Annotated in this window: 22 protein-coding genes; 5 read left to right on the top strand and 17 right to left on the bottom strand. The window is 65.8% G+C overall.

All coding sequences use genetic code 11. The features are described 5' to 3' along the window. Genes ABRP28_RS04645 through pgl form a run of 4 tightly spaced genes read left to right on the top strand, consistent with a single transcriptional unit; the run spans window position 1 to window position 4,956 of the window. Window positions 1-1,635 (top strand): glucose-6-phosphate isomerase, encoded by a 1,635-nt coding sequence (locus ABRP28_RS04645; RefSeq protein ID WP_350002383.1) that lies wholly within the window; start codon window positions 1-3, stop codon window positions 1,633-1,635. Between the two features lie 15 nt (window positions 1,636-1,650). After that, the gene (gene zwf, locus ABRP28_RS04640; RefSeq protein WP_350002382.1) at window positions 1,651-3,210 is read left to right on the top strand and encodes a glucose-6-phosphate dehydrogenase; all 1,560 of its coding nucleotides are present in this window, start codon (window positions 1,651-1,653) and stop codon (window positions 3,208-3,210) included. Beyond that, window positions 3,207-4,148 carry a glucose-6-phosphate dehydrogenase assembly protein OpcA gene (locus tag ABRP28_RS04635; protein ID WP_066275634.1) on the top strand — a complete coding sequence of 314 codons (942 nt, stop codon included), beginning with the start codon at window positions 3,207-3,209 and terminating at the stop codon, window positions 4,146-4,148. The genes zwf and ABRP28_RS04635 overlap by 4 nt, the downstream gene beginning before the upstream one ends. Continuing rightward, a complete protein-coding gene (gene pgl / locus ABRP28_RS04630; protein WP_350002381.1) occupies window positions 4,138-4,956 on the top strand; it encodes a 6-phosphogluconolactonase in 819 nt (272 codons plus the stop codon). The genes ABRP28_RS04635 and pgl overlap by 11 nt, the downstream gene beginning before the upstream one ends. On the opposite strand, the gene ABRP28_RS04625 is transcribed toward pgl, so the two are convergent. From ABRP28_RS04625 to ABRP28_RS04545, 17 genes are all read right to left on the bottom strand, one after another. Further along, window positions 4,909-5,301 carry an RNA polymerase-binding protein RbpA gene (locus ABRP28_RS04625; protein WP_350002380.1) on the bottom strand — a complete coding sequence of 131 codons (393 nt, stop codon included), beginning with the start codon at window positions 5,299-5,301 and terminating at the stop codon, window positions 4,909-4,911. The genes pgl and ABRP28_RS04625 overlap by 48 nt on opposite strands. A 119-nt stretch (window positions 5,302-5,420) precedes the next feature. Then, window positions 5,421-5,678 carry a preprotein translocase subunit SecG gene (gene secG / locus ABRP28_RS04620; protein WP_066275628.1) on the bottom strand — a complete coding sequence of 86 codons (258 nt, stop codon included), beginning with the start codon at window positions 5,676-5,678 and terminating at the stop codon, window positions 5,421-5,423. Between the two features lie 50 nt (window positions 5,679-5,728). Further along, entirely contained in the window at window positions 5,729-6,544 is an 816-nt protein-coding gene (gene tpiA / locus ABRP28_RS04615; RefSeq protein ID WP_350002379.1) for a triose-phosphate isomerase, read from the bottom strand. Window positions 6,545-6,656: 112 nt separating this feature from the next. Then, entirely contained in the window at window positions 6,657-7,883 is a 1,227-nt protein-coding gene (pgk, locus tag ABRP28_RS04610; protein WP_350002378.1) for a phosphoglycerate kinase, read from the bottom strand. A gap of 10 nt (window positions 7,884-7,893) precedes the next feature. Continuing rightward, window positions 7,894-8,904 (bottom strand): type I glyceraldehyde-3-phosphate dehydrogenase, encoded by a 1,011-nt coding sequence (gene gap / locus ABRP28_RS04605; RefSeq protein WP_104187307.1) that lies wholly within the window; start codon window positions 8,902-8,904, stop codon window positions 7,894-7,896. A 262-nt stretch (window positions 8,905-9,166) separates the two neighbouring features. After that, window positions 9,167-9,793, bottom strand: coding sequence for a superoxide dismutase (locus ABRP28_RS04600; RefSeq protein ID WP_188808970.1), 627 nt, complete (start codon window positions 9,791-9,793; stop codon window positions 9,167-9,169). A gap of 99 nt (window positions 9,794-9,892) precedes the next feature. After that, a complete protein-coding gene (gene whiA / locus ABRP28_RS04595; protein WP_015937022.1) occupies window positions 9,893-10,873 on the bottom strand; it encodes a DNA-binding protein WhiA in 981 nt (326 codons plus the stop codon). A gap of 9 nt (window positions 10,874-10,882) precedes the next feature. Further along, window positions 10,883-11,899: a uridine diphosphate-N-acetylglucosamine-binding protein YvcK gene (gene yvcK / locus ABRP28_RS04590; protein ID WP_350002377.1), complete on the bottom strand. Its 1,017-nt coding sequence runs from the start codon at window positions 11,897-11,899 to the stop codon at window positions 10,883-10,885. Further along, a complete protein-coding gene (rapZ, locus tag ABRP28_RS04585; RefSeq protein ID WP_350002376.1) occupies window positions 11,899-12,822 on the bottom strand; it encodes an RNase adapter RapZ in 924 nt (307 codons plus the stop codon). Before rapZ ends, yvcK begins: the two co-directional genes overlap by 1 nt. Window positions 12,823-12,912: 90 nt before the next feature. Next, window positions 12,913-14,934, bottom strand: a complete 2,022-nt coding sequence (gene uvrC, locus ABRP28_RS04580) for an excinuclease ABC subunit UvrC (protein WP_350002375.1) — start codon at window positions 14,932-14,934, stop codon at window positions 12,913-12,915. 77 nt (window positions 14,935-15,011) lie between these two features. Next, window positions 15,012-15,680 carry a lysophospholipid acyltransferase family protein gene (locus ABRP28_RS04575; RefSeq protein ID WP_350002374.1) on the bottom strand — a complete coding sequence of 223 codons (669 nt, stop codon included), beginning with the start codon at window positions 15,678-15,680 and terminating at the stop codon, window positions 15,012-15,014. Continuing rightward, window positions 15,667-16,383 (bottom strand): HAD hydrolase-like protein, encoded by a 717-nt coding sequence (locus tag ABRP28_RS04570; RefSeq protein ID WP_350002373.1) that lies wholly within the window; start codon window positions 16,381-16,383, stop codon window positions 15,667-15,669. The genes ABRP28_RS04575 and ABRP28_RS04570 overlap by 14 nt, the downstream gene beginning before the upstream one ends. Window positions 16,384-16,462: 79 nt before the next feature. Then, window positions 16,463-19,387 (bottom strand): excinuclease ABC subunit UvrA, encoded by a 2,925-nt coding sequence (gene uvrA, locus ABRP28_RS04565; protein ID WP_350002372.1) that lies wholly within the window; start codon window positions 19,385-19,387, stop codon window positions 16,463-16,465. A gap of 47 nt (window positions 19,388-19,434) precedes the next feature. Beyond that, the gene (locus ABRP28_RS04560) at window positions 19,435-19,815 is read right to left on the bottom strand and encodes a GntR family transcriptional regulator (protein WP_350002371.1); all 381 of its coding nucleotides are present in this window, start codon (window positions 19,813-19,815) and stop codon (window positions 19,435-19,437) included. After that, window positions 19,812-21,623 carry an ABC transporter ATP-binding protein gene (locus ABRP28_RS04555; RefSeq protein ID WP_374152927.1) on the bottom strand — a complete coding sequence of 604 codons (1,812 nt, stop codon included), beginning with the start codon at window positions 21,621-21,623 and terminating at the stop codon, window positions 19,812-19,814. The genes ABRP28_RS04560 and ABRP28_RS04555 overlap by 4 nt, the downstream gene beginning before the upstream one ends. Further along, entirely contained in the window at window positions 21,620-23,368 is a 1,749-nt protein-coding gene (locus ABRP28_RS04550) for an ABC transporter ATP-binding protein (RefSeq protein WP_350002370.1), read from the bottom strand. Before ABRP28_RS04550 ends, ABRP28_RS04555 begins: the two co-directional genes overlap by 4 nt. 165 nt (window positions 23,369-23,533) lie before the next feature. Continuing rightward, window positions 23,534-24,313 (bottom strand): trans-aconitate 2-methyltransferase, encoded by a 780-nt coding sequence (locus tag ABRP28_RS04545; protein ID WP_350002401.1) that lies wholly within the window; start codon window positions 24,311-24,313, stop codon window positions 23,534-23,536. Between the two features lie 97 nt (window positions 24,314-24,410). Between ABRP28_RS04545 and ABRP28_RS04540 the strand changes: the two genes are divergently transcribed. Beyond that, entirely contained in the window at window positions 24,411-26,954 is a 2,544-nt protein-coding gene (locus tag ABRP28_RS04540) for a DUF3516 domain-containing protein (RefSeq protein ID WP_350002369.1), read from the top strand. Window positions 26,955-26,999 lie beyond the last annotated feature (45 nt).

Below are 26,999 nucleotides of genomic sequence, written 5' to 3'. Positions count from 1 at the left end.
ATGACCACTCTCAGCTACGACGCCACCGGTGCCGCACAGCAGGCATTGGAACTGCACCTCCCGGTCCTCGTGGAGGACCGTATTGCCACCCGCATCTTCGCCAAGGACCACACCCTGTGGGGTCCCGATGCGGAGGCCGAGTCGGCAATCCGCCTCGGGTGGGTGGAGGCGGCCACCGTCTCCCAGCCGCTGGTCAAGGACATCCTGGAACTCCGTGACGCCCTGAAGTCAGAAGGCGTTACCCGCATCGTGCTGTGCGGCATGGGCGGCTCCTCGCTGGCTCCAGAGGTTATTGCCGGCACCGCCGGCGTCGAGCTGACAGTGCTGGACAGCACGGACCCCGACCAGGTCCGCGCCGCCCTCGCAGACCGGCTGGACGGGACCGCGATCGTGGTCTCGTCCAAGTCCGGCTCAACCGTTGAAACGGACTCCCAGCGGCGGGTCTTCGAGAAGGCGTTCAACGACGCCGGAATCGATGCCAGGAGCCGGATCATCATCGTCACCGACCCCGGTTCCCCGCTGGACAAGGCATCCCGCGAGGCCGGCTACCGCGCTGTCTTCAACGCCGACCCCAACGTGGGCGGCCGCTTCTCCGCGCTGACCGCCTTCGGTCTTGTTCCCTCCGGCCTGGCCGGGGTGGACATCCAGGCCTTCCTGGATGAGGCCGAGGAGGCAGCGGAGATCCTGAACGATGACGCGCCGGAAAACATCGGCCTGGCACTCGGAACCGCCCTGGGCGGAACCAGCCCCCTACGGAACAAGATCGTCATCGCCGAGGACGGCTCGGGCATTGTGGGCTTCGCTGACTGGGCTGAGCAGCTGATCGCAGAGTCCACGGGCAAGCTGGGTACCGGTGTGCTTCCGGTAGTTGCCGGCCCCAATTCACCCGAGGCCACCATCGGCGCGCCGGACGTCCTGGTGGTGCGGCTGGTGGCAGCCGATGCCGACGTCGAACTCGGTGAGAACGAGGTTGCCATCGCCGGCGGACTGCCCACCCTGATGATGGTCTGGGAGTTCGCCACCGCCGTGGCCGGACGCCTGCTGGGCATCAACCCCTTCGACCAGCCCGACGTCGAGGCCGCCAAGGTGGCCGCGCGCGGACTGCTGGACGCCCAGCCCGAGCCCACTCCGGCAGCGTTTGTTGACGGGTCCATCGAAGTCCGCGGCGGTGACTGGCTCGGTGACGCCCGTACCGCTGAGGACGCCGTGAAGGCACTGCTGGACACGCTGGAGAGCGACAGCTACCTCAGCGTCCAGGCCTACTTCGACCGCCTCTCGTTCGCACAGCTCGAAGGCATCCGCGACGAGCTGGCCACCGTGTCCGGCCGGCCCGTGACGTTTGGCTGGGGCCCGCGGTTCCTCCACTCCACGGGCCAGTTCCACAAGGGCGGCCCGGGCATCGGGGTGTTCCTCCAGGTCACGGCCGCCTCCGCGGAGGACCTTGCCATCCCGGAGCGTCCCTTCACGTTCGGGGAGCTGATTGCCGCGCAGGCTGCCGGCGATGCCCAGGTCCTGACCGACCACGGCCGTCCCGTGCTTCGCCTGCACCTCACTGACCGGGCCGCCGGTGTGGCACAGTTGCAGGACATCATTGCTGCGCTGTCCGCCAGGTCAGCCTCCGTTACTGAAAGCTAAGGCACAAAAAGCACCATGCCAGAAACTGAATACGGCAGGAAGTCTGCTGGCCGTGGGCGGAATCCGCTCCGCGACCCGCGTGACCGCCGCCTGAACCGGATCGCCGGTCCGTCATCACTGGTCCTCTTCGGAGTGACCGGCGACCTTGCCCGCAAGAAGCTCATGCCCGCCGTGTACGACCTCGCCAACCGCGGCCTGCTGCCCCCCAGTTTTGCCTTGGTGGGTTTCGCGCGGCGCCAATGGGACAAGGAGGACTTCGCCGCCGAGGTGAAGGCCTCCGTGCAGGCCTACGCCCGCACCCCCTTTGATGAGGCGGTGTGGAACCAGCTGTCCGAGGGCATCCGGTTTGTGCAGGGGGAGTTCGACGACGACGACGCCTTTGAGCGGTTGGGTGAAGTCATCGACGAGCTCGATGAGTTGCGCGGCACCCGCGGGAACCATGCGTTCTACCTCTCCATCCCGCCCAAGGCGTTTGAGCAGGTGTGCCGGCAGCTGTCCAAGCACGGCCTGGCACAGGCCGAGGGCGACAAGTGGCGCCGCGTGGTGATCGAGAAGCCGTTCGGGCACGACCTGGAGTCCGCCCGGCAGCTCAATGACATCGTCGAATCCGTCTTCCCGCCGGACGCGGTGTTCCGGATCGACCACTACCTGGGCAAGGAAACAGTCCAGAACATCCTGGCGCTGCGTTTTGCGAACCAGCTGTTCGAGCCGTTGTGGAACGCCAACTACGTGGACCACGTCCAGATCACCATGGCCGAGGACATCGGCACGGGCGGCCGGGCGGGGTACTACGACGGCGTGGGCGCGGCCCGCGACGTGATCCAGAACCACCTGCTCCAGCTGCTGGCCCTGACGGCGATGGAGGAGCCCATCTCCTTCAACGCCGACGACCTGCGCGCGGAGAAGGAAAAGGTACTCGCCGCCGTCAAGCTCCCCGAGGACCTTTCCGCGCATTCGGCGCGCGGGCAGTTCACCGGCGGATGGCAGGGCGGCGAACAGGTCCAGGGCTACCTGGAAGAGGAAGGCATCCCCGCCAATTCCACCACCGAAACCTTCGCCGCCATCCGGGTGGACATCCATACCCGCCGCTGGTCCGGGGTGCCGTTCTACCTGCGCGCCGGCAAGCGCCTGGGACGGCGGGTGACGGAAATCGCCGTCGTGTTCAAGCGGGCACCCAACCTGTTGTTCCGCGACCATGCCGAGGACGACTTTGGCCAGAACGCCGTGGTGATCCGTGTCCAGCCGGACGAGGGCGTCACCATCCGGTTCGGTTCCAAGGTCCCGGGCACGCAGATGGAAGTCCGGGACGTGACCATGGACTTCGGCTACGGGCACTCGTTCACCGAGTCCAGCCCAGAGGCGTACGAGCGGCTGATCCTGGACGTGCTCCTGGGCGAGCCGCCGCTGTTCCCGCGGCACGAGGAAGTGGAGCTGTCTTGGAAGATCCTGGACCCGTTCGAGGAGTACTGGGCGCAGCTGAACGAGCAGCCCGAGCCCTATGCCCCGGGCAGCTGGGGCCCCGCCTCGGCTGACGAGCTGCTGGCCCGCGACGGACGAACCTGGAGAAGGCCATGATTGTAGACCTGCCGGACACCACAACTTCAACGGTTTCCAAAAAGATCATGTCCCTGCGCGAGCAGGGCGGCGTGATTGCGCTGGGCCGGGTGCTCACCCTCGTGGTGGTCACCAAATCCGGGCTGGAGGAGGAGGCCATCGAGGCCGCCAACGAAGCCAGCCGTGAACACCCCTGCCGGATCATCGTCCTGGCCGACGCCGGAGCTACGGCCCCGGACCGGCTGGACGCCCAGATCCGCGTGGGCGGTGACGCCGGTGCCTCCGAGGTGATCGTGCTGCGCGGCTACGGCCAGCTCTCCCACGAGAGCGAGTCCTTGGTGGCCGCGCTGCTGCTCCCGGACGCACCGATCGTGGCCTGGTGGCCGCACGGCGCCCCGGAGAACGCCTGCGAAACCTCCATCGGCCGCATCGCCCACCGCCGCATCACCGACTCCGCCAACGAACCCGACCCGCAGCGTGCCCTGGAGAACATCCGGTCAACGTACAAAGCCGGGGACACCGACCTCGCCTGGACCCGGTTGACCAACTGGCGCATCCAGCTTGCGGCCGTCCTCGACCAGGTGGACTCCTCCCCCGTCACGTCCGTGGCCGTCGAGGGTGCCTCGGATTCCCCGAGCACCATCCTCCTCGCGGCCTGGCTGACGCTGACCCTGGACGCTCCGGTGACCATTGTCGCCGACCCTGCCGGGACGGGCATCCGGCGTGTCCGGCTGACGCGGCCCGGCGGGGACATCCAGCTCTTCCGGCCCGGTTTGTCAGTGGCCGAGCTGACCCAGCCCGGCCAGCCGGCGCAGCGGATTTCGCTTCCGCGCCGCAGCCTGCGGGACTGCCTCGCCGAGGAGCTCCGCCGCCTGGACCCCGACGAGGTGTTTGGGGAAGTGATTACTATTGGACTGCCACGTACCAATCTAAGGAGCGTCCGACCCAGTGAGCGTTGACCCAAGAGTAAGCATTCATCCTGACTCGTCCGTCCTGATGGCCGCCATTGCCGCCCGCCTGATCACAAAGCTCGTTGATGTGCAGGATAAATTCGGCGAGGCCACCGTGGTGCTCACCGGCGGAACCGTGGGTATCGGCACGCTCAAGGCTGTTGCGGACTCCCCGGCGGCTCCCGCCGTGGACTGGTCCAAGGTGAACTTCTGGTGGGGCGACGAACGCTTCCTTCCCGCCGGGGACCCCGACCGGAATACCACCCAGGCGTTCGAGGCCCTGCTCTCGCACATTCCTGTGGACCCTGAACGGATCCACGAGCCCGGGACTTCGGATGACTTCGACAGCCCAGAAGAAGCGGCCGAGGACTACGCGGAGAGGCTTCGGCAGGCTGCGTCGGCCGAACACGCTGCGGACATGTCCGATGACCGGCCGGAGGAACCCGCCGCCCTCCCCCGCTTGGACGTTGTCCTGCTGGGTGTGGGCCCGGACGCGCACATCGCCTCGCTCTTTCCTGAGCAGGGCGGCGTCCGCGAAAAGGAACGCACCGTGGTGGGTGTCAGGAATTCACCCAAGCCGCCGCCGCTGCGGGTTTCCCTGACCCTGCCGGCCATCAACACCGCTTCTGAAGTCTGGATGGTGGTGGCGGGAGAGGACAAGGCAGGCGCCGTAGGGCTGGCGCTGGCCGGCGCCAATCCGGTCCAGGTTCCGGCAGCCGGTCCGCGGGGCACGTCCCGGACCCTGTGGCTGATTGACGAGAACGCCGCTTCACGTGTCCCGCAGCAGCTCGTCCGGAAGGACGCCGCGGGCGCGTAGCTTTTCCAGCGCTCCGGCCAGGACGTCTTCGGCGTCCTGGCCGGAGCGCCGCTCTTTAACGTATTCAAGGTGTGTCTTGTAGCCGTCGTCCATGGCGTCCGCGGCAGCAGCTGCCTGGCCGTCCCGTGAGGCGGGGGCGCCACAGCGCCGGCAGTCCCACACCGGTGGAATCTGGTCGTCGGGAAGCTTGATGAAAACCGGCCTCGTCTCGTGCCCCTTTGCGCACCAGTAGGAGATTTGGATGCGGGGAAGCGCCTTGCCGTGGTCCTCAGATTGGAAGCTTGAACCCGTCCCTTCCGTGACGCCCGCCCGGGTACCGCGAAAGCCTGATGCCGGGTGAATCATCGAAGGACTCCTGCCTGCTTAAACAGAAACTGTGGCTGTCGGGAACCGACAGCCACAGTTTAGTTCCCTGATCCGCGCGGCGGCAGTGTCCGCGCAGGGCCTTGTCCCAACCTACGGGATCAGGAGTCCCCGCCGCCGCTGAAGCGCATGATGAGGCCCAGGGCAATAATGACCATGCCCCAGGTTACTCCGAGGACCACGGTGAACCTGTTCAGGTTGCGTTCGGCCACACCCGAGGAGCTGAGCCCGGAGCTCATGCCGCCGCCGAACATGTCCGACATCCCGCCGCCCCGTCCCTTGTGGAGGAGGATGAGCAGCGTCAGCAGGAGGCTGGTGATGCCCAGGAGGATCTGCAGAATGACATGAAGAACGTCCACGACGGCCTTTCAGGAAGTTGGAATTGCGGGAGTGTGTGCGGCGGGACGGACTAGTCCGTCACCAGGTGACTCTCGAACCTGACAATATTAGCAAACTCGGCCGGATCGAGGCTCGCCCCGCCCACCAGCAGACCGTCAACGTCGCGTTCCTTGAGGATTGCGGCGGCGTTGTTGGCCTTGACCGAGCCGCCGTACAGCAGGCGGGTCTTCGCGGCGGTGTCCGCTCCGAACAGCTGCTCGAGCTCGGCACGGATGGCCGTGCACATCTCCTGTGCGTCTTCCGGCCCGGCTACTTCACCGGTGCCGATGGCCCAGACGGGCTCGTAGGCGACTACCAGTTCGGCGGCCTGGTCAGCGGTCAGCCCGGACACACCGGCACGCAGTTGCTCCAGGGTGTGGTTGACGTGCGTGCCCGCCTGGCGGATCTCCAGGCCTTCACCGACGCAGAGCACGGGCGTGACGCCGTGCTTGAAGGCAGCCTTGACCTTGGCGTTGAGGACGTCGTCGGATTCGTTGTGGATGGTGCGGCGTTCGCTGTGGCCCACCAGGACGTACTTGCAGCCGAGCTTGTTCAGGAACTGTCCGGAGATGTCGCCGGTGTACGCGCCGGAGTCGAACTGTGAGAGGTCCTGTCCACCGTAGGCGATGTCCAGGTCGTCGCCCTGGACAAGGGTCTGGACGCCGCGGAGGTCGGTGAACGGCGGGAAGACGGCAACCTCGACCCGGCTGTAGTCGTGCTTGGCGTCGGAAAGGGTCCAGGCAAGCTTCTGCAGCAGGGTGATGCCCTGCACGTGGTCCATGTTCATCTTCCAGTTGCCCGCGATGAATGGTTTGCGGTCGAAAGCGCCGTTCGTTGACGTTGTCACGTGTTCTCCAAAAAGTTCTTGATAAGTGTTCGGCCGGCAGGCTGCCGTGGGCAACCTGCCGGCCGGAGGGACTGAAGGTTCAGGTACTGCTGCCGGAAGTACCGGGCAGGGCCTAACGGTCCAGGACGCTGAGCCCCGGCAGTTCCTTGCCTTCGAGGTATTCCAGGCTGGCGCCGCCGCCGGTGGAAATATGCCCAAACTGGTTGTCGGCGAACCCGAGCGTGCGTACCGCAGCGGCTGAGTCGCCGCCGCCCACGACGGTGAAAGCTTCGGTTTCCGTGAGTGCCTGGGCGATGGCGCGGGTTCCGGCGGAGAACGCTTCGAACTCGAAGACCCCCATCGGACCGTTCCAGAACACCGTCCTGGCCCCCTTGATCCGTTCGGCGAATGCTGCCGCCGAATCCGGACCAATGTCCAGCCCGATGCCCTGGGCGCCGAAGCTGCTGCCCTCGATGTTGTCCGCGGGGACAGTCTCGTGGCCGGCGTCTGCCGCGAACTTCTCAGCCACTACGACGTCCGTGGGGACCACGAACTCCGTGCCGGCGTCTGCTGCGCGCTTGAGGTAGTCCTGGACCACGGGGATCTGGTCCTCCTCGAGCAGGCTGGAGGCCACTTTGTGCCCGGCTGCCGCGAGGAACGTGAAGAGCATTCCGCCGCCCACCAGGATGGTGTCGGCCTTGCCCAGCAGGTTGTCGATGACCGCAAGCTTGTCCGAGACCTTGGAGCCGCCGAGCACCACCACGTAGGGGCGCTGGGTGTCCGTGGTCAGCTTCCGCAGGACCTCCACCTCGGTGTGCACAAGGTCGCCAAGGTACGACGGAAGCCTGGTGGCGACGTCGTACACGCTGGCGTGCTTGCGGTGCACCGCCCCGAAGGCGTCGTCCACGTAGGCGCCGTTCCCGCCGGTCAGGGCCACCAGCTCGTCAGCGAAGGCGCCGCGCTCGGCGTCGTCCTTGCTGGTTTCGCGGGGATCGAACCGGACGTTCTCGAGGACGAGCACTTCGCCGTGCTGCAGGGATGCTGCTGCTTCTTTGGCGGCGCTGCCGACGGTATCGGCGGCGAGGGTGACCTTGAAGCCGGCCAGTTCAGCCAGGCGGTTTACTGCGGGCCGAAGGGAGTATTTCTCCTCGGGTGCACCCTTGGGGCGGCCGAGGTGGGCTGTTACCAGCACGCGGGCACCGGCGTCCGTGAGCTTTGACAGCACTGGCAGTGAGGCCTTGATGCGGCCGTCGTCAGTGACTGTAGAGCCGTCGAGCGGCACATTCAGGTCACTTCGAACCAGAATGTACCGCCCGCGGACACCTTCAGCGATGAGTTCGTTGAGGGTGTTTGATGTCATGTCTCTAACCCTAGCCCAGCTTGGCTGCGACAAGCTCCGTGAGGTCGACGAGGCGGTTGGAGTAGCCCCATTCGTTGTCATACCAGGAAACAACCTTGACCTGGTTGCCGATGACCTTGGTCAGGCCGGAGTCGAAGATGGACGAAGCGGGATCGCCGACGATGTCGCTGGAGACGATGGGCTCGTCCGTGTAGGTCAGGAAACCCTGCAGCTCCTCGGATTCGGCAGCGCGCTTGAGGGCGGCGTTGACTTCCTCCACGGTGGTCTCGCGGGAGACGGTGACCGTGAGGTCGGTGGCGGAGCCGGTGGGCACGGGCACGCGGATGGCGTAGCCGTCCAGCTTGCCCTTGAGCTCCGGCAGGACCAGGCCGATTGCCTTGGCAGCACCGGTGGACGTGGGCACCATGTTGATGGCGGCGGCGCGGGCGCGGCGCAGGTCCTTGTGCGGGCCGTCCTGCAGGTTCTGGTCCGCGGTGTAGGCGTGCACGGTGGTCATGAGGCCGCGCTCGATGCCGAACTCATCGTTGACCACCTTGGCCAGCGGGCCGAGGCAGTTGGTGGTGCAGGATGCGTTGGAGATGATGTGGTGCGTGGCGTTGTCGTAGAGGTTGTGGTTCACGCCCATCACGATGGTGATGTCCTCGTCCGAGGCCGGTGCGGAGATCAGGACCTTCTTGGCGCCCGCGTCGATGTGCTTCTGGGCATCGGCAGCCTTGGTGAAGAAGCCGGTGGATTCGATCACGATGTCCACGCCCAGCTCGCCCCACGGCAGGTTGGCGGGGTCGCGCTCGGCGAGCACCTTGACGACGGTGCCGTTGACGACGATGTTGCCGTCCTTGACCTCGATGGTTTCCTTCAGGCGGCCGCCGACGGAGTCGTACTTGAAGAGGTGCGCGAGTGCTTCGGGGCTGGTGAGGTCGTTGACGGCAACGATCTCCAGGTCCGCGCCCTGTGCGAGTGCTGCGCGGAAGTAGTTGCGGCCAATACGGCCAAAGCCGTTGATACCAATACGGGTCGTCACTTTTTCAGTCTCCTTGGTGCTTTCAGAAGCACAACTAGTTGAGCGGGCTATCAAGCCAACTAACAGATCCCGCACGCCATTGGGCAGAGATGATTTACATACGGAGGGCGACCAGCCTCATTGCTGAAGGCTAACCGCCTTCCGTGACCTATCTTACGTTTAACTTGGTCCGCCCCCGCAAGTGCGGGGGCGGACCGTCCACATCCCGGCCTTTATATGTCCGGATTGTGAAGTTTGTTACACGTTGGTGCGGTGTACCTCACTACGGGAGGGTGATGAGGCCCGTGGCGTTGGTGCGGGCTGCTTCGAAGCGCTTTGCGACGTCGGCCCAGTTGACGATGTTCCAGAACGCCTTGACGTAGTCGGCCTTGACGTTGACGTAGTCAAGGTAGAAGGCGTGCTCCCACATGTCCAGCATCAGCAGCGGGGTGGTGCCGAGCGCCACGTTGCCCTGCTGGTCGTACAGCTGCTCGATGACCAGGTTGCCGCCGATGGGTTCGTAGGCCAGGAAGCCCCAGCCGGAACCCTGCAGGCCAAGTGCTGCCGCGGAGAACTGGGCACGGAAGGCGTCGAAGGAGCCAAACGCGTCATCGATGGCTGCCGCGAGTTCGCCTTCGGGCTTGTCGCCGCCGTCCGGGGAAAGGTTGTTCCAGAACACCGAGTGGTTGACGTGCCCGCCGGTGTGGAATGCGAGGTCCTTGGAGAGCCGGTTGATGTTGGCGAAGTCGCCCTTCTCCCGGGCTTCCGCCAGCTGGGCCAGGGCGTTGTTGGCGCCGGCCACGTAGGCTGCGTGGTGCTTGCTGTGGTGCAGCTCCATGATGCGCGCGGAAATGTGCGGCTCCAGGGCGGCGTAATCGTAGCTGAGTTCGGGCAATACGTACTCGGTCACAAAATCCTCCAATATCGTGGACATTCGGTCCGGTTGGTAACTCTCGGATTATGCATCCGGGCGGCTGGCGCCCGGAATCTTTTTGATTCTATGGGGCTGTCACTCGTCCAGCATTTCAGGCGTCACATTGGCGTCAGTCCCGGGGATGCCCAGGTCGAGGGCGCGCTTGTCCGCCATGGCCAGCAACCGGCGGATCCTGCCCGCAATGGCGTCCTTGGTCATGACCGGGTCCGCCAGGCGTCCCAGCTCATCCAGGCTGGCCTGCTTGTGCGCCACCCGGAGTTCACCGGCGTACTTCAGGTGGTCCGGAACGTCGTCGCCAAGGATTTCAAGGGCACGGTCCACGCGTGCGCCGGCCGCCACGGCCGCCTGGGCCGAGCGCCGCAGGTTGGCGTCGTCGAAGTTTGCCAGGCGGTTGGCGGTGGCACGCACTTCCTTGCGCATCCGCCGTTCTTCCCAGACCATCAGGGCGTCATGGGCGCCCATCCGGGTGAGGAGGGCCGCGATGGTGTCCCCGTCGCGGATGACCACCCGGTCCACGCCGCGGACTTCGCGGGCTTTCGCCTGGATGTCCAGCCGGCGTGCCGCGCCCACAAGCGCCAGCGCGGACTCCGGCCCCGGGCACGTGACCTCCAGGGACGAGGAACGTCCGGGTTCGGTCAGGGAACCGTGCGCCAGGAAGGCGCCGCGCCAGACGGCTTCGGCGTCCGCGGCGGAACCGTTAACGACGGCGGACGGCAGTCCGCGCACGGGACGGCCGCGGCCGTCGAGGAGGCCGGTCTGGCGTGCCAGCGCCTCGCCGTCGCGCACCACCCGGACCACGTAGCGGCTGGCGCGGCGCAGTCCCCCGGCGGAGACCACGATGATTTCGCTCTGGTGTCCGTAGACTTCGGCGATGGCTGCCCGCAGGCGCCGGGCGGTGGAGGCGAGGTCCACTTCCGCCTCGATGACGATCCGGCCGGAGATGATGTGCAGCCCGCCCGCAAAGCGGAGCATGGCGGAGACCTCGGCCTTGCGCACTGATGACTTTTTGATGTCCAGACGGGACAGTTCTTCTTTGACCGATGCTGTCAGTGCCATGGCACCTTCCTAACTGTTCCCAAAAATGTCCTGGTACGCCGTTGCCAGACGTAAAGGGTCGTGGACGGGACGGCGGCCCGACGCCCCTACTTTACCCAAGACAACCTCGGCGCCGATCATCGCGGCGGCTTTCTCGAACTCCTGCCGGTCCGGGACGGAGGCGGGATCGGCAAGGACCACGTCCACGCTGAAGTCCGGGGCGTAGCGCCGCAGCACGTCGAGGTGGTCGGCGGCGGTCATGCCTGTTGTTTCCTTCGTGTCCGTGGCCAGGTTCATGGTCAGGCAGCGCTTGGCCGGAGTCTGGCACAGAGCCTGGCGCATCTCGGGCAGGAGGAGGTGGGGCAGCACGGAGGTGTACCAGGAGCCGGGGCCCAGGATGACCCAGTCAGCCAGTTCGATGGCCGTGAGGGCTTCGACGCAGGCTGGCGCCGCTTCGGGAAGGAGCCGCACCTGCTCCAGCGACCCCGCCACGGCGCAGCGGGCCTGGCCGCGGATGGTGTGCAGGTCGGAGCCGCCGTCGGGTGCGTTGACCCGGACGTCCCCTTCGATGGTGAGCGGCACCGTGGACATGGGCAGTACCTGGCCGCGTGCGCCCAGCAGTGCGCCTGCCCAGCGGAGCCCGGCAACGGCGTCGCCCAGCAGCTCCCAGAGGGTCACAATGAGCAGGTTTCCCATGGCGTGTTCGTCCAGGGAACCGCCCGAGCCCCTGCCTGGGCGGAACCGGTGCTGCATGACGTCCCGCCAGGTCCGCCCCCAGTCCGTGTCGTCGCACAGGGCGGACAACGCCATCCGTAGGTCGCCGGGCGGAAGGACGCCGTACTCTTCGCGCAGACGCCCTGACGATCCGCCGTCGTCCGCTACTGTCACCACGGCCGTCAGGTCGGAGGTGAGCAGGCGCAGGGCAGAAAGCGATGCGGAAAGGCCGTGGCCGCCTCCCAGGGCAACAACCTTGGGGCCCTTGTCATGCTGGCCCGCTGCGGACCCCGCGGGCGGGACCAGTGGCAGGGCGCCGGTGAAGAGCGACATTACTCCCGGCCCAGATCCCGGTGGGTGGTGGTCACCGTGACGCGCGGGTACTGCGCCAGTTTCTTGGAAAGCTCGACGGCGACTGCCACGGAGCGGTGCTTGCCGCCCGTACAGCCCACGGCGATGGTGGCGTAGTGCTTGTTCTCGCGGCGGTAGCCGTCCAGGACGGGCTCGAGGGCCATGACGTAGCGGTCCACGAAGTTCTTGACGCCCTCTGCCTCCAGCACGTAATCGCTGACGTCCTTGTCCAGGCCCGTGTGCGGGCGCAGTTGGGGAACCCAGTGTGGGTTGGGGATGAACCTGACGTCGGCCACGTAGTTGGCGTCCACGGGCAGGCCGTATTTGAAACCGAAGCTCATGACGTTCAGGCGCAGTGCCACGGGGCCGGTTTCGCTGAACAGTTCGGTGATGGCCGTGGCCAGGCCGTGCACGTTGTAGCCGGAGGTATCCAGCACGACGTCGGAGCTGTCGCGCAGTTCCTGCAGCAGCTCCCGTTCGGCTGCGATGCCGTCCAGTATGCGGCCGCCGCCCTGGAGGGGGTGCGGCCGGCGTCCCTGCTCGAAGCGGCGGACCAGGACGTTGTCGCTGGCATCGAGGAAGAGCACGCGGAACGTGACGCCGCTGGCGGCCAGTGCTCCCAGCGCGGCGCGGATATCCGCGAACAGGCCCTTGCTGCGGACATCGATGACCACTGCCAGCCGCGGAATGGACTGCGGGGCATGGGATACCAGTTCCGCCAAGGTTCCCAGCATCTGCGGCGGCAGGTTTTCAACGACGTACCAGCCGTGGTCCTCGAGGGCGTCAGCGGCTGTACTCCGCCCGGCGCCGGACATTCCGGTGACCACCAGCAGCTCCGCTTCGAGGGGCTTGACGGGCTGCAGCCCGTCCTGCCCGGCTCCGGATTCCGCCGTCGTGTCTGCCATTAGGTCCGCCCCGTTCCTGTTGTTGTCGCGCAGGCTGCCGCGTTGGCGGAAACCCCGATCTTTACCCTAGCCAAGTTTCGCCGAACTCCGCTAAGTTTCGATCACTTCGCCGGTGGTCATATTGATGGCCGGCACCGGAGCAGCGCCCGGCCCGTCCGCCGCGAAGTGGTTGACGATCGCGCTGGCAAGGGCCGGTCCGATGCCTTTCGCCTGCGACAGTTCGGCGGCGGAGGCGGCCTTGACCCCCTTGACCGAACCGAAGTGCGCCAGGAGGGCTTTGCGTTTGGACGCCCCGAGCCCCGGCACCCCGTCCAGGGCGGAGACGGTCATCGCTTTCCCGCGCTTTTGCCGGTGGAAGGAAATAGCGAACCGGTGGGCCTCGTCCCGGATGCGCTGCAGCAGGTAGAGTCCCTGCGAGGTCCTGGGGAGGATCACCGGGAAGTCACTGTCCGGCAGCCATACCTCCTCCAGGCGTTTGGCGAGGCCCACCACGTACACGTCCTCGATGCCCAGGTCCGCAAGGGCGCGGGCTGCAGCGTTCACCTGGGGCTTGCCGCCGTCCACCACCACCAGGTTGGGAGGGTAGGCGAACTTTGCCCGTGGTGCTGGCGTGGTGGTGTCCAGGGCGGTGTCCCGCGCCTGGTCGGGTGTGGGGTCCGGGTCCGCTTTGTCAGCGGCACCGGCCAGGGCGGCCTCATCCACCTGCGCGGACTTGTCCTGGAGGTAGTGGCGGAACCGGCGCGTGAGGACATCGTGCATGGCGGCGGTATCGTCGGCCGCAGCGGGTCCGGTGACTGAGAACTTCCGGTAGTCGGATTTCTTGGGCAGCCCGTCCTCCACCACCACCATGGAAGCCACCACGTTGGTGCCCTGGACGTGTGAGACGTCGAAGCACTCTATGCGCAGGAGCGGGACCGGAAGGTCAAGTGCTTCCTGCAGCTCCTGGAGCGCCTGCGACCGGACGGTGAGGTCCCCGGCGCGCCGGGTCTTGTGAAGTTTCAGGGCGTGTTCGGCGTTCTCCCGCACCGTGGACAACAGCGTGGCCTTGTCCCCCCGCTGCGGCACGCGGATGTCCACCTTGGCACCCCGGAGTCCGCCGAGCCACTGCGCCAGCTCTTCGGCGTTGCTCGGGGTCACGGGCACCAGGACCTCGCGGGGCAGCCTTCCGTGGCTGTCGCCGTCTTCACCGTAAACCTGCTGCAGGAGATGCTCCACGAGGTCGGGGGTGGTGGAATCCTCCACCTTTTCAACCACCCAGCCGCGCTGGCCGCGGATCCGCCCGCCGCGGACGTGGAACACCTGGACGGCGGCTTCAAGTTCATCCTCGTGCAGGGCGAAAATATCGGCGTCAGTCTCGTCTGCGAGCACAACGGCATTGCGTTCAAAGACCTTGCGCAGGGCGGTGATGTCATCGCGGACCCGGGCGGCGCGCTCGTAGTCAAGCTCCGCCACGGCTTCAGCCATCTGCTTTTCCAGCTTGACGATGAAGCGTTTGGCTTCACCGCCCATGAAGGCGCAGAAGTCCTCGGCCAGGGCGCGGTGGTCCGGCGGGGAGATCCGGCCCACGCAGGGGGCTGAACACTTATCGATGTAGCCCAGCAGGCAGGGCCGGCCGCTCGCTTCAGCGCGCTTGAACACACCGGCGCTGCAGCTGCGTACGGGAAAGACGCGAAGCAGGGTGTCCATCGTCTCGCGGATGGCACCGGCCGTGTAGGGGCCGAAGTAGCGGGTTCCCTTCCGCTTGTCGCCCCGCATCACCTGGACCCGGGGATACTTTTCGTTCATGGTCACGGCCAGGTAGGGGTAGGTTTTGTCGTCCCGGAAGACCACGTTGAAGCGCGGCTTGAATTCCTTGATCCAGGTGTACTCCAGCTGCAGCGACTCAAGTTCGCTGCCCACCACGGTCCATTCGACGCTGCTGGCAGCGTGGACCATGGCGTAGGTCTTGGGCAGCAGTCCTGCAGGGTTGGCGAAGTAGGAGTTCAGGCGGGAGCGGAGGCTTTTCGCCTTCCCCACGTAGATCACCCGGCCGTGCTGGTCACGGAACCGGTACACCCCTGGGTTGGTGGGAATTTCACCCGTCTTGGGCCTGTAACTTGCTGGATTTGCCACCTATACAGTCTACTGAGGCGCGCCGGGTAGAAAATTCCACCCGGCCGGCCTGCGCAGCCGCGGCCGGCGGTATTCTGCTACTCCGCAGCCTTGCTCTGGTTGTAGCTGGTGGACCGTTCCTGGCCGCTGAGTTCGGCGATGGCGTCCATGATGCGGTCCGTCACTTCCCGGCGGGCCGGCAGCGAGTGGTCCGGGCCAGTCTTGTCGAAGTACAGGGGCTCCCCCACCTTCATGGTGAAATGCTGGGGTTTTACCCCGCTTTCGCCGGCGCGCTGGAGATTCTCGGTTCCGATCAGTCCAACGGGTATGACCGGGGCACCAGTGGTCAGGGCAAGCCATCCGACGCCGGTGCGTCCGCGGTAGAGGATTCCGTCCCGGGAGCGGGTCCCTTCCGGATAGATGCCGATGCCCTTGCCGGATTCCAGGATGTCCAGCAGCGTCTTGAGCGCCTGCACGCTGGCCGCCTGCTCGCCCCGTTCCACGGGGATGGAGCCGACAGACTCGAAGAAGGCCTTCATGACCTTGCCCTTGACGCCGCCGGTGGTGAAATATTCGGCTTTGGCGAAGAAGGCGACCGGCCGCGGCATCAGCGCCTGGACGATGACACTGTCGAAAAAGGAGAGGTGGTTGGGGGCCACGATGAACGGCCCGTCATCCGGGACGTTTTCGAGGCCGACGACGGTGGGCCGGCAGGTGCCCGAGATCAGGCTGCGCGTGGTCCAGCGCACCGCATCAAACATGGCCATCGTTGCTCACCCCGCCCATTGCAGCCGCGCGGGCAGCCTGCATCCGTCCGATCAGTTCCGCGAGGCCTTCCGCGGTTTCCACGATGGCCACCGCGCCGGCCTCCTCCAGTTCGCCGTCCGGGGCGAATCCCCACGCCACTCCTATGCAGTCCAGGCCGTTGGCGAGGGCGCCGGAAACATCCTGCGCCCGGTCCCCAACCATCACGGCATGCTGCGTGTCCAGATCCTTGAGGGCAGCAGCGATGATCCCGGTCTTGCCCACCGGGACCCCTTCCACAGCGCTCTCGTCATCCGCGGAACCGTGGATGCCGTGGAAAAGCCCGTCCACCCCATGGTGCTCCAAGACCGTGCGGGCCAGGCGCTGCGGCTTCTGGGTGGCAACAGCAACCGGAAGCCCGGCCGCAGCGAAGGACTCCAGGACTTCGCGGACGCCAGGATAGATCCGGCTTTGCGCGATTCCGGTGGCCACGTAATACTCGCGGTAGAGGCGGATCACCTCGTCCAGCAGCTCCGCCGGCACCTGCGCCACGGTCAGCAGCGAATCACTGAGCTTCGGGCCGATCATCGAGTGCAGCAGGTCCTGGCCGGGAGCCGGCAGCCCGACGGCACGCAGTGCCGACGCTATTCCGTCTGTTATCCCACCGGCCGGATCGACAAGAGTGCCGTCCAGGTCAAAGATCACGGGCACTGTTGTTTGAGTCACCGGGTTAGTTTCTCACGACAGCACTCAAGCCTGAAACTCGCATACGCGCAAGGGAATATAACGGGGTAGTTTTCTGCCCCTACTCCAGGATTTCTGCCAGGAATGCTGCCGTGTGGCTGGCGGTGGACTTGGCAAGCTGCTCGGGCGTACCCGAGGCAACCACCTGGCCGCCGCCGGAACCGCCGTCCGGCCCGAGATCCACGATCCAGTCGGCGCTCTTGATGACGTCCAGGTTGTGTTCGATGGTGATGACGGTATTGCCTTTGTCCACCAGCCCCTGGAGGACCATCAGCAGCTTGCGGATGTCCTCGAAGTGGAGCCCGGTGGTTGGCTCGTCCAGGACATACACACTGCGTCCGTTGGAGCGCTTCTGCAGCTCCGCGGCCAGCTTGACGCGCTGCGCCTCGCCGCCGGAGAGCGTGGTGGCGGGCTGGCCCAGCCGGACATAGCCAAGCCCCACGTCCACCAGCGTGTTGAGGTGCCGGGCGATGGGTGAGAAGGCGGCAAAGAACTCCGCCCCTTCCTCGATGGGCATGTTCAGGACGTCCGCGATGGTCTTGCCCTTGTAATGCACCTCCAGGGTTTCCCGATTGTAGCGCGCGCCGTGGCAGACCTCGCAGGGGACGTAAACGTCCGGCAGGAAGTTCATCTCGATTTTCAGGGTTCCGTCACCGGAGCAGGCCTCGCAGCGGCCGCCCTTGACGTTGAACGAGAACCTGCCCGGAAGGTAGCCGCGCACCTTGGCTTCAGTGGTTTCGGCGAAGAGCTTCCGGATGTTGTCAAAGACGCCCGTGTACGTGGCGGGGTTGGACCGGGGGGTGCGGCCGATAGGGCTCTGGTCCACGTGGACCACCTTGTCCAGGTGCTCGAGGCCCTGGACAGTCTTGTGCCGCCCGGCCACCTGCTTGGCGCCGTTGAGCTTGTTGGCCAGGACTTTGTACAGGATCTCGTTGACCAGGGTGGACTTGCCCGACCCGCTCACCCCGGTAACCGCAGTGAAGAGGCCAAGCGGGAACGCGGCGTCCACGTTCAGGAGGTTGTTTTCGCGCGCCCCCACAACCTTCAGCTCACGCTTCTTGTCGTACTTGCGGCGCTTCTTGGGGACTTCAATCTTCTTGCGCCCGGACAGGTAGTCGCCGGTCAGCGACGCCGTGTTGTCCAGCAGTTCCTTGTAGGAGCCGGAGTGGACCACCTGGCCGCCGTGCTCCCCCGCGCCGGGTCCGATGTCCACAATCCAGTCGGCAACGTGGATGGTGTCCTCATCGTGTTCAACCACGATAAGCGTGTTTCCCATGTCCCGCAGCCTGGTCAGGGTGTCAATCAGCCTCCTGTTGTCGCGCTGGTGCAGGCCGATGGACGGCTCGTCCAGCACGTAGAGGACCCCCACCAGGCCGGAACCTATCTGGGTGGCCAGGCGGATGCGCTGCGCCTCGCCGCCGGAAAGCGTGGCGGACGGACGTTCGAGGTTCAGGTATTCAAGTCCGACGTCCAGCAGGAACGTCAGGCGTGCCTGGATCTCCTTGAGGACCTGGTGCGCGATCTGCGCTTCACGGCCGGTCAGCACCAGGTTGTTCAGGAAGTCGGCGCATTCCCGCATGGGAAGGGCCGCGACGTCGGCAATCGACTTGCCGTTGATGAGCACGGACAGCGACGCCGGGTTGAGCCGGGCACCGTTGCAGGCGGGGCAGGGAATCTGCCGCATGTACTCTTCGTAGCGGTCACGGGCCCAGTCCGAGTCCGTCTCGCCATGCTTGCGGTGGACGTACTGGATGGCACCTTCGAATCCGGTGCTGTATTTCCGTTCCCGGCCAAACCGGTTCCGGTACTGCACCACCACTTTGTGGTCCTTGCCGTGCAGGACGGTCTGGCGTACGTCCTTGCCCAGCTTCTCCCACGGGGTGTCCATGGAGAACCCCAGCTCCTTGGCAAGTCCCTCGAGCAGCCTGTTCCAGTACTCCGTGGTGGCCGTGCCCAGTGACCACGGAGCGATGGCGCCCTCACCCAGGGAGAGTTCCGGGTTGGGAACGATCAGTTCCTCGTCCACTTCCAGTTTTGTGCCGATGCCGCTGCAGGCGGCGCAGGCGCCGAACGGGTTGTTGAACGAGAAGGACCGGGGTTCAATTTCGTCAATGGCAAGGGGGTGTTCATTGGGGCAGGCCAGGTTTTCCGAGAAGGCCCGCAGCCGGCCGGGGTCGTCCGCCTCAAGGTCCACGAACTCTGCCAGGACGCGGCCTTCCGCCAGGCCAAGGGCCGTTTCGATGGAGTCCGTGAGCCGCTGGCTGATGCCTTCCTTGACCACCAGGCGGTCCACGACCACCTCGATGGTGTGCTTGAACTGTTTGCCAAGCTTGGGCGGATCGCTCAGCTGCACCAGGTTTCCGTCCACCCGGGCACGGGAGTAGCCCTTGGCGGTCAGCTCCTTGAAAAGGTCAACAAACTCGCCTTTGCGTCCGCGCACCACGGGCGCCAGCACCTGGAACCGCGTGCCCTCGTCAAGCTCCAGCAGCTGGTCAACGATCTGCTGGGGCGTCTGCTTGGCCACAGGCTCGCCGCACACAGGACAGTGCGGACGGCCAACACGGGCCCAGAGCAGGCGCATGTAGTCGTAGATTTCAGTGATGGTGCCCACCGTGGAGCGGGGGTTCTTGCTGGTGGACTTCTGGTCGATGGAAACCGCCGGGGACAAACCTTCGATGAAGTCGACGTCGGGCTTGTCAACCTGCCCCAGGAACTGGCGGGCGTAGGCGGACAGCGATTCAACGTAGCGGCGCTGGCCCTCCGCGAAGATGGTGTCGAAGGCAAGCGAGGACTTACCGGATCCGGAGAGCCCGGTGAAGACGATCATCGCGTCCCGGGGCAGATCAAGGTCCACGTTGCGCAGGTTGTGCTCGCGGGCACCCTTCACCACAAGGCGGGAGAGGTCCGGACGTTGCGGGACAGCCGCAGGGGGAACTGTCAAGGCTGTGGAGGGGGCGGAGGTTTCTTCAGCTACGGCTTTAGGCACCCCATAATGCTAATCGAAAACTTCTTCGAACTTGCACGGTTCCGCCCTCAGGGAACATCGTAGGCAGCAGCCAGCAGCTTCACTGCCTCGGCGAAGCTGGCACCCTGGGCTTTGGCCGCGGCGGCGTAGGCTGCGGCTGCGGTGGAGAGCCCACCGAGACGTTCGTCACGTGCGCACACCACCGTGCCGTTCCTCCCCCGGGTGGCGACAATTCCGGCTGCCTCAAGCTCCTTGTAGGCACGGGCCACCGTATGCGGAGCAACGTCGAGGATTCCGGCCAGCGCCCTGACGGCGGGCAGCTTTGTTCCGGGTGGCAGGGATCCGTTGTCCGCCAGGTGGATGACGTGCAGCCGAAGCTGTTCGAACAACGCCACGGTGCTGGCGGTGTTCGGCCTCCATGTCCCGGGAAAGCCGGCTGCGGGCGTCAAATGCCGGCCTCAAGTGCATCAGTCCGGCCGGAACCCGCAGAGAACTGGGCGTTGTGCAGCCGGGCGTAGTAGCTGTTGGCAGCCAGGAGGCTGTGGTGCGTGCCCTGTTCGACGATGCGTCCATGATCCATGACCAGAATTAGATCAGCGTTCCGGATAGTGGACAAACGGTGGGCTATGACAAAGCTGGTCCTGCCTTGCCGCAGGCGCTGCATAGCCTTGCGGATGAGGAGCTCGGTCCTCGAGTCAACAGAACTTGTGGCCTCGTCCAGGATCAGGACCGCCCTGCCCGCCAGTTGGGCTCGGGCTATGGTGAGGAGCTGCCGCTGGCCCTGGCTCAGGGGTTCACCGCCATTTTCCAGGACTGTGCTGTAACCGCAAGGCAGCGCCCTGACGAACCTGTCCACGTAACTGGCCTCGGCCGCCGCGATGAGGCAGCTTTCCGTGGCGCCCGGCCGGCCGTAGGCAATGTTTTCCCGGATGGTACCCCCGAAGAGCCACGCGTCCTGAAGCACTACTCCGAACTGCTCCCGGAGCCGGTCCCGGGGCATGGCCGCGATGTTTGTCCCGCCAATCGTTATCCGGCCGGAGCCGGGCTCATAGAACCGCATCAGGAGGTTCACGACGGTGGTCTTTCCCGCCCCGGTATGCCCGACTATGGCCACCATCTGGCCGGGCTCCACGGAGAAGGAAAGGTTGTGCACTGCCGGGGCCGAGTCCGGGTAGCCGAAGGTGACGTCGTCGAAAACGATGCGGCCGCCTGCTGGAACCGCTGCGTCCGCTTCCGGATCCGGCGGGTCCTCCTCCGTATCCAGGAGGGCAAAAACACGCGCGGCGGAGGCAACGCAGGACTGGATGAGGTTCAGCATGCCGCCGATCTGTCCCACGGGCTGGGTGAAGAGCCTGCTGAACTGGATGAAGGCCTGGATACCGCCGATGGTCATGGCACCCGCAATGACCTGGAGGGCTCCCACCACGGCCACGGCGATGTAGTTGAGGTTGGAGATCAGCACCATCAGGGGCTGCACCATCCCGGCCGAGTACTGGGCTTTCGTGGCTGCCCGGGCAAGCCGGTCATTGCTCCGTCCGAAGGTCTCTGCGGCCTGGGCCTGGTGTCCGAAGGCCTTGATGACCTCGTGTCCTGAGACAAACTCCTCCACGTGCGCATTCAGCTCTCCGGTCTCCGTCCACTGCCCTGCGAAGTGCGCCTGGGAACGGCGGGCCACGAGAACGGTGATCAGGGTGGACAGCGGGACGGTGGCAATGGCGATCACAGCGAGCAGGGGCGAGATCCAGAGCATCATGGCCAGGGAGCCGCACAGCATCAGGACGGACATGATCAGCTGCGTCAGGAGCTGGTTGAGGGCCTGGGCAATGTTGTCGATATCGTTCGTGGCACGGCTCAGGACATCCCCGCGAGACCGTTCCTGGAAGTAGGCGGACGGCAGCCGGTGCAGCTTGTCCTCGAGCGCAGCCCGCAGTCCGTACATGAGCCCCTGTACGGACCGGGCTGTCAGCGCCCCCTGGATCCAGTTGAACAGGGAGGCAAGGACATACATCACGGCCACTCCAGCCAGCAGGAGGCCCAGCCGCCCTTGGTCCAAAGCTCCCTGGAGCATCCCTTCCACCACGACGTCGGTGGCATCGCCAAGGTACTTCGGCGCCGCCACGTTGAGCCCGGCGAAGGCGCACGTTGCAGCCACGGCGCCAAGCATGGACCGCCTGAACGGCCGCAGCCGGCCAAGGAGCCGCCAGGCCGTGGGCCAGAATTTTTCAGCCGCTCCCGGGGCTACGGCCGGCGGCGTCATACCGGCCCATCCAGTGCCAGCTGCGAGTCTGCGATCTCCCGGTAGGTGGAGGAACTTTCCAGCAGCTCGAGGTGGGTGCCCTGCGCCACCATGTGCCCGTTGTCGAGGACCAGGATAAGGTCGGCGTTTTCCACCGCGGAGATCCGTTCCGCCACCACGATGACCGTTGCGGCAGCGAGCCTGGAGGCCAAAGCCTGCCGCAGCCTGGTATCGGTGTCGTAGTCCAGCGCTGAGAAGCTGTCGTCAAACAGGTAGAGCGGACTGTGGCGGAGCAGGGCCCGCGTGATGCACAGCCGCTGGCGCTGGCCCCCGGAAAGAGTCGTTCCGCCCTGCCCTACGGGCGTGTCAAGCCCCAGCGGCAGTTCACGCATGAACCGCATGGTCTGTGCTGCCTCAAGGGCCTCCCACAGCTCTGCGTCCGTGGCATCCGGCGCGGCCATCCGGAGGTTGTCCGCAATGGTGCCCGTAAACAGGTGGGAATGCTGGGGAACTATCGACATGGCCGCCCGCAGGGTGTCCAGCGGCAGGTCCTTGATGTCTGTACCGTCCAGGCTGATGGTCCCCGCCGTGGAGTCAAGGAAACGGGGGATCAGGTTGAGCAGCGTGGACTTTCCACTCCCCGTTGAGCCCACGATGGCTGTGGTGGTGCCGGGCCCGGCCGTGAAGCTGATCTCCGCCAGGACAGGAGCTTCCGCCCCGGGGTGCGAAAAACCCACCCGGTTGAACTGCACAATCCCGCGGGCATCCTGCAGCCGGAAGCGGCTTCCTGCTGCCGGCCGCCGGCCGTTGGTTTCCTGCAGGTCACGCACCGAGGGTTCAGTGGTGAGGACGGCGCCGATGCGCTCGGCGCACACGGCCGCCCGGGGCGCCGTCATCAGGACGTACATTGCCATCATGATGGCGAGCAGGATTTGCAGGATGTAGGCGATGAAGGCGGCCAGTGCTCCGATGTTCATCAGGCCGGACTGGATCCGGTGGCCGCCAAACCATACGACGGCCACGGAAGAGATGTTCACCACGAGCATGATGAGCGGCAGCATTCCCGCCACCAGGAGGGCCGAGTGGAGATTATTGGCTGTCAGGCTGCTGTTGGTCCGGGCAAAGCGCCGGACCTCGTGGTCCTGCCGGACGAAGGCGCGGATGACGTTGGCGCCCATAATCTGTTCGCGGAGGATGTCCCCGGCCCGGTCCAGGAGGTCCTGGCCCTCGCGGTAGAGGGGAATCAGGCGCCGGACTATGAGGTACATGATCAGCAGGAGCAGTGGCACGATGACGATCACCACCGCGGACAGTGCCACGTCCTGCTGGAGGGCAAGGACGATTCCGCCCAGGCCCATGGCCGGTCCCGCCACCAGCATGGTGAAGACCAGCACGGAGAAGGCCTGGATCTGCTGGGTGTCGTTGGTGGCCCGGGTGGTAAGGCTCTGGGTGCCGAAGGCTGCCACTTCCTGCGAGGACAGTGACTGGATTTTAGTGAAGATTTCGGCCCGGAGCTGGTGTCCGATCTTCATCGCCACCACGGCCGCCAGGTACCCTGCCGCGATTGCAGCCGCCGCCTGGACCACGGCTACTGCCGCCATGACAGCGCCCAGGCGGGTAATGACCGCATTGTTGCCGGCCACGATCCCGTCGTCGATGATCGCGGCGTTGACGGTGGGCAGCATCAGGTTGGCGGCCGCCTGGATCAACTGGAGAACAACGATGGCAACCACGTGGGCTTTGTGGGCCCCGAGCAGCCGCCTCATTAGTCCGGTCAGCAACGTACCTCCACTCAGGTCTGTCAGCCGAAGGGGCAGCCGGCGGTAGCCTCTCCCCCTCCAGCCACCCCGCTATTGTAAGCCAGATCACTTTCCGCCGTTGTCACGCCACGTGACGGCATTTGTCGAGGCTCTCCAGGGAGGAGACCCTGGTCAGGGCTTCTTGCGCCCGACCGCAAAGATCCTGCGGAAGGGATAGACGGTGCCGTGCCCGGTCTGCGGATACGCCTCCCGGAGCGCTGCCGCGTACTCCGCCTCGAATTCAGCAGCATCGTCCGCGGAGAGCGCAGCCAGGACTGGACGCAGCGCAGTGCCGCGGACCCATTCCAGGACAGCGTCCCTGCCCGGCAGGACCTGCTGGTAAGTAGTCTCCCAGGCGTCGGCTGAATACCCGGCGTCGAGCAGGATGTGGAGGTAGTCTGAGGGCTCGCCCACCGATTCCCCGCCCCGGAGGACCCCGTCCAGTTGTGACGACCACTTCGGGGAGCCCGCCAGCCGGCGCATCAGTGCGTGGGACGGGGCGTTGAAGTTCCCCGGGACCTGCAGGGCGAACCATGCCCCCGGCCGGAGCAGGTCCAGCCAGGCGCCCATCATCTCCTGGTGGCCTGGCACCCACTGCAGGGCGGCATTGCTGACCACCACATCCGTGTCCGCAGTGGGCTTCCAGCCGGCGATGTCCGCCTGCTCGAAGCGCAGGCCCTGGCCCTCACCGGCCAGTTTCGCTGCTTCCGCCAGCATCCCGGCAGAGGAGTCAATGCCCACCACGTCCGCGGCAGGCCAGCGCTCCGCCAGCGTCGCCGTCAGGTTCCCCGGTCCGCAGCCAAGGTCCACCACCTGGACCGGACGGTCCGCGTGGACCCGCCCGGTAAGGTCGAAAAAGGGCCGATCCCGGTAATCGCCGAACTGCACGTATTTCGCCGGATCCCATTCCATGTCCATCTCCACGCCTTGATACCGTCTCGTTTACTGGCGAAGCCTAACCCGGGCGCGGCGGAATCACCGGCCCGGCCGGGCACTAAGCTGGAAATCAATGAAACTCGTTGATCAGCTGACCGAACTTTCCGCCCCCAGCCTGCCTGCCGGCGTCGACCCCGATGACCTCTACACCCGCTTTGTGGAGTGGACAGAAAGCCGGGGGCTGGCCCTGTACCCCGCGCAGGACGAGGCGATCATGGAGCTGGCAACCGGGGCCAACGTCATCCTGGCCACACCCACCGGGTCCGGGAAATCCCTGGTGGCCATCGCAGCGCATTTCCAGGCCATGGCACAGGGGCGCCGGAGTTACTACACCGCCCCCATTAAGGCGCTGGTCTCCGAGAAGTTTTTTGCCCTGTGTGACATTTTCGGTGCGGAGAACGTGGGGATGATAACGGGCGATTCCGGCGTCAACCAGGATGCGCCCATCATTTGCTGCACGGCGGAGATCCTGGCCAACAGCGCCCTTCGCGAAGGGGCTGCCGCAGAACTGGGCACCGTCATCATGGACGAGTTCCATTTCTACTCCGACCCGCAGCGCGGCTGGGCCTGGCAGGTGCCGCTGCTGGAGCTGCCGCAGGCACAGTTCCTCCTCATGTCCGCCACGCTCGGTGACGTCAGCCGCTTCGAGGAAGGCCTGACGCACCTGACCGGGCGGCCCACCACCACCGTTAGCTCGGCAGAGCGGCCCATTCCGCTGCATTACTACTACCACGAGACGCCGGTCCACGAGACCCTGGAGGAGCTGCTCTCCACCAAACAGGTGCCCGTGTATGTGGTGCACTTCAGCCAGATCGAAGCGATTGACCGCGCGCAGACCCTGATGAGCATCAACGTCTGCACCCGCAAAGAAAAGGACAGGATCGCCGAGCTCATCGCGAACTTCCGCTTCGCGGCCGGCTTCGGCAAGACGCTGAACCGGCTGGTCCGGCACGGCATCGGCGTGCATCACGCAGGCATGCTGCCGAAGTACCGCCGGCTGGTGGAGCAACTCGCCCAGGCGGGGCTGCTCAAAGTCATCTGCGGCACCGACACACTCGGGGTGGGCATCAACGTGCCCATCCGCACCGTCCTGCTGACGGCCCTGAGCAAGTACGACGGCGTCCGCACCCGGCTGCTGAACTCCCGTGAGTTTCACCAGATTGCGGGCAGGGCCGGCCGGGCCGGTTACGACACCGCCGGAACAGTAGTGGTGCAGGCTCCTGAGCACGTGACCGAGAACGTGAAGGCCATGGCCAAGGCTGTCGCCAAGTTCGGTGACGACCAAAAGAAGCTGCGCCAGGTGGTCAAGAAGAAGCCGCCGGAGGGCTTTGTGAGCTGGGGCGAACCGACGTTCAAGCGGCTCGTGGAGTCGGCGCCGGACCCGTTGACGTCCAGTTTCACCGTAACCCACGCAATGCTGATGAACCTGATGGAACGGCCCGGCGACCCGTTTGCCGCTGCCCGGCGCCTGTTGACCGAAAACCACGAGCCCCGGTCCTCCCAGCTGCAGCTCATGAAGAAGGCACTGGGCATTTACCGGGAGCTGCTCGCGGCGGAAGTCGTGGAGCGAATCCCCGCCCACGAGCAGGGACCCGATGGCCGCACAGTCCGGCTGACTGTCCACCTCCAGCCGAACTTCGCACTGAACCAGCCGCTGTCCCCCTTCGCGCTCGCCGCACTGGAACTGCTGGACCCGGAGTCGCCGTCGTACGCCCTGGACGTGGTGTCCGTGATCGAGGCGACGCTGGAGAAACCGCGCCAGATCCTCTCCGCGCAGCAGAAGAAGGCCCGCGGCGAAGCGGTGGCAGCCATGAAGGCGGACGGCATCGACTACGACCAGCGGATGGCCATGCTGGACGACGTCACCTACCCCCAGCCCCTGGCGGAAATCCTCGGCGAAGCTTTCGAGGTGTACCGGAAGGCCGCGCCTTGGGTGGGCGACTTTGAGCTGGCGCCCAAGTCGGTGGTCCGGGACATGTACGAGCGCGCCATGAACTTTGGGGAGTTCGTCCAGTTCTACGGGCTGGCCCGTTCGGAGGGAATCGTGCTGCGCTACCTCGCGGATGCCTTCAAGGCCCTCCGCCAGACCGTGCCGCAGGACATGCTCCGCGAGGACCTGGAGGACCTCGTCGCGTGGCTGGGCGAACTGGTCCGCCAGGTGGATTCCAGCCTCCTGGACGAATGGGAGGAACTTGCCTCCGGCCTGGCGCCCACCCCGCATGACGCTCCCCCGCCGCCTCCGCCGTCGCTCACGTCCAACATCCGGGCCTTCCGCGTGATGGTCCGCAACGAGATGTTCCGCCGCGTGGAACTCTTCGCTGACGAGGACGCAGCAGCGCTGGGCGACCTCGACGGCGCGGCAGGCTGGAGCTCCGAGCGCTGGGAAGACGCCCTGGACGACTACTTCGACGAACACGATGACATCGGCACCGGGCCGGACGCCCGCGGACCGGCACTGCTCATGATCACCGAGGACCGGGACCGGTGGAAGGTACGGCAGATCTTCGACGATCCCGCCGGCCACCACGACTGGGGAATTTCCGCCGAGGTTGACCTCGCCGCCTCGGACGAGACCGGGACCGCCGTGATCAGGGTGACAGAGGTCAACCGGCTCTGAGCCGTCCAACGGCTGGGCGGTCCAACGACTGGGCCGTCCAGCGAG

Origin of the sequence: Pseudarthrobacter sp. WHRI 8279, from assembly GCF_040224115.2 — a bacterium.
Taxonomy (GTDB): Bacteria; Actinomycetota; Actinomycetes; order Actinomycetales; family Micrococcaceae; genus Arthrobacter.
This window is presented reverse-complemented; position numbering and strand designations above follow the sequence as displayed.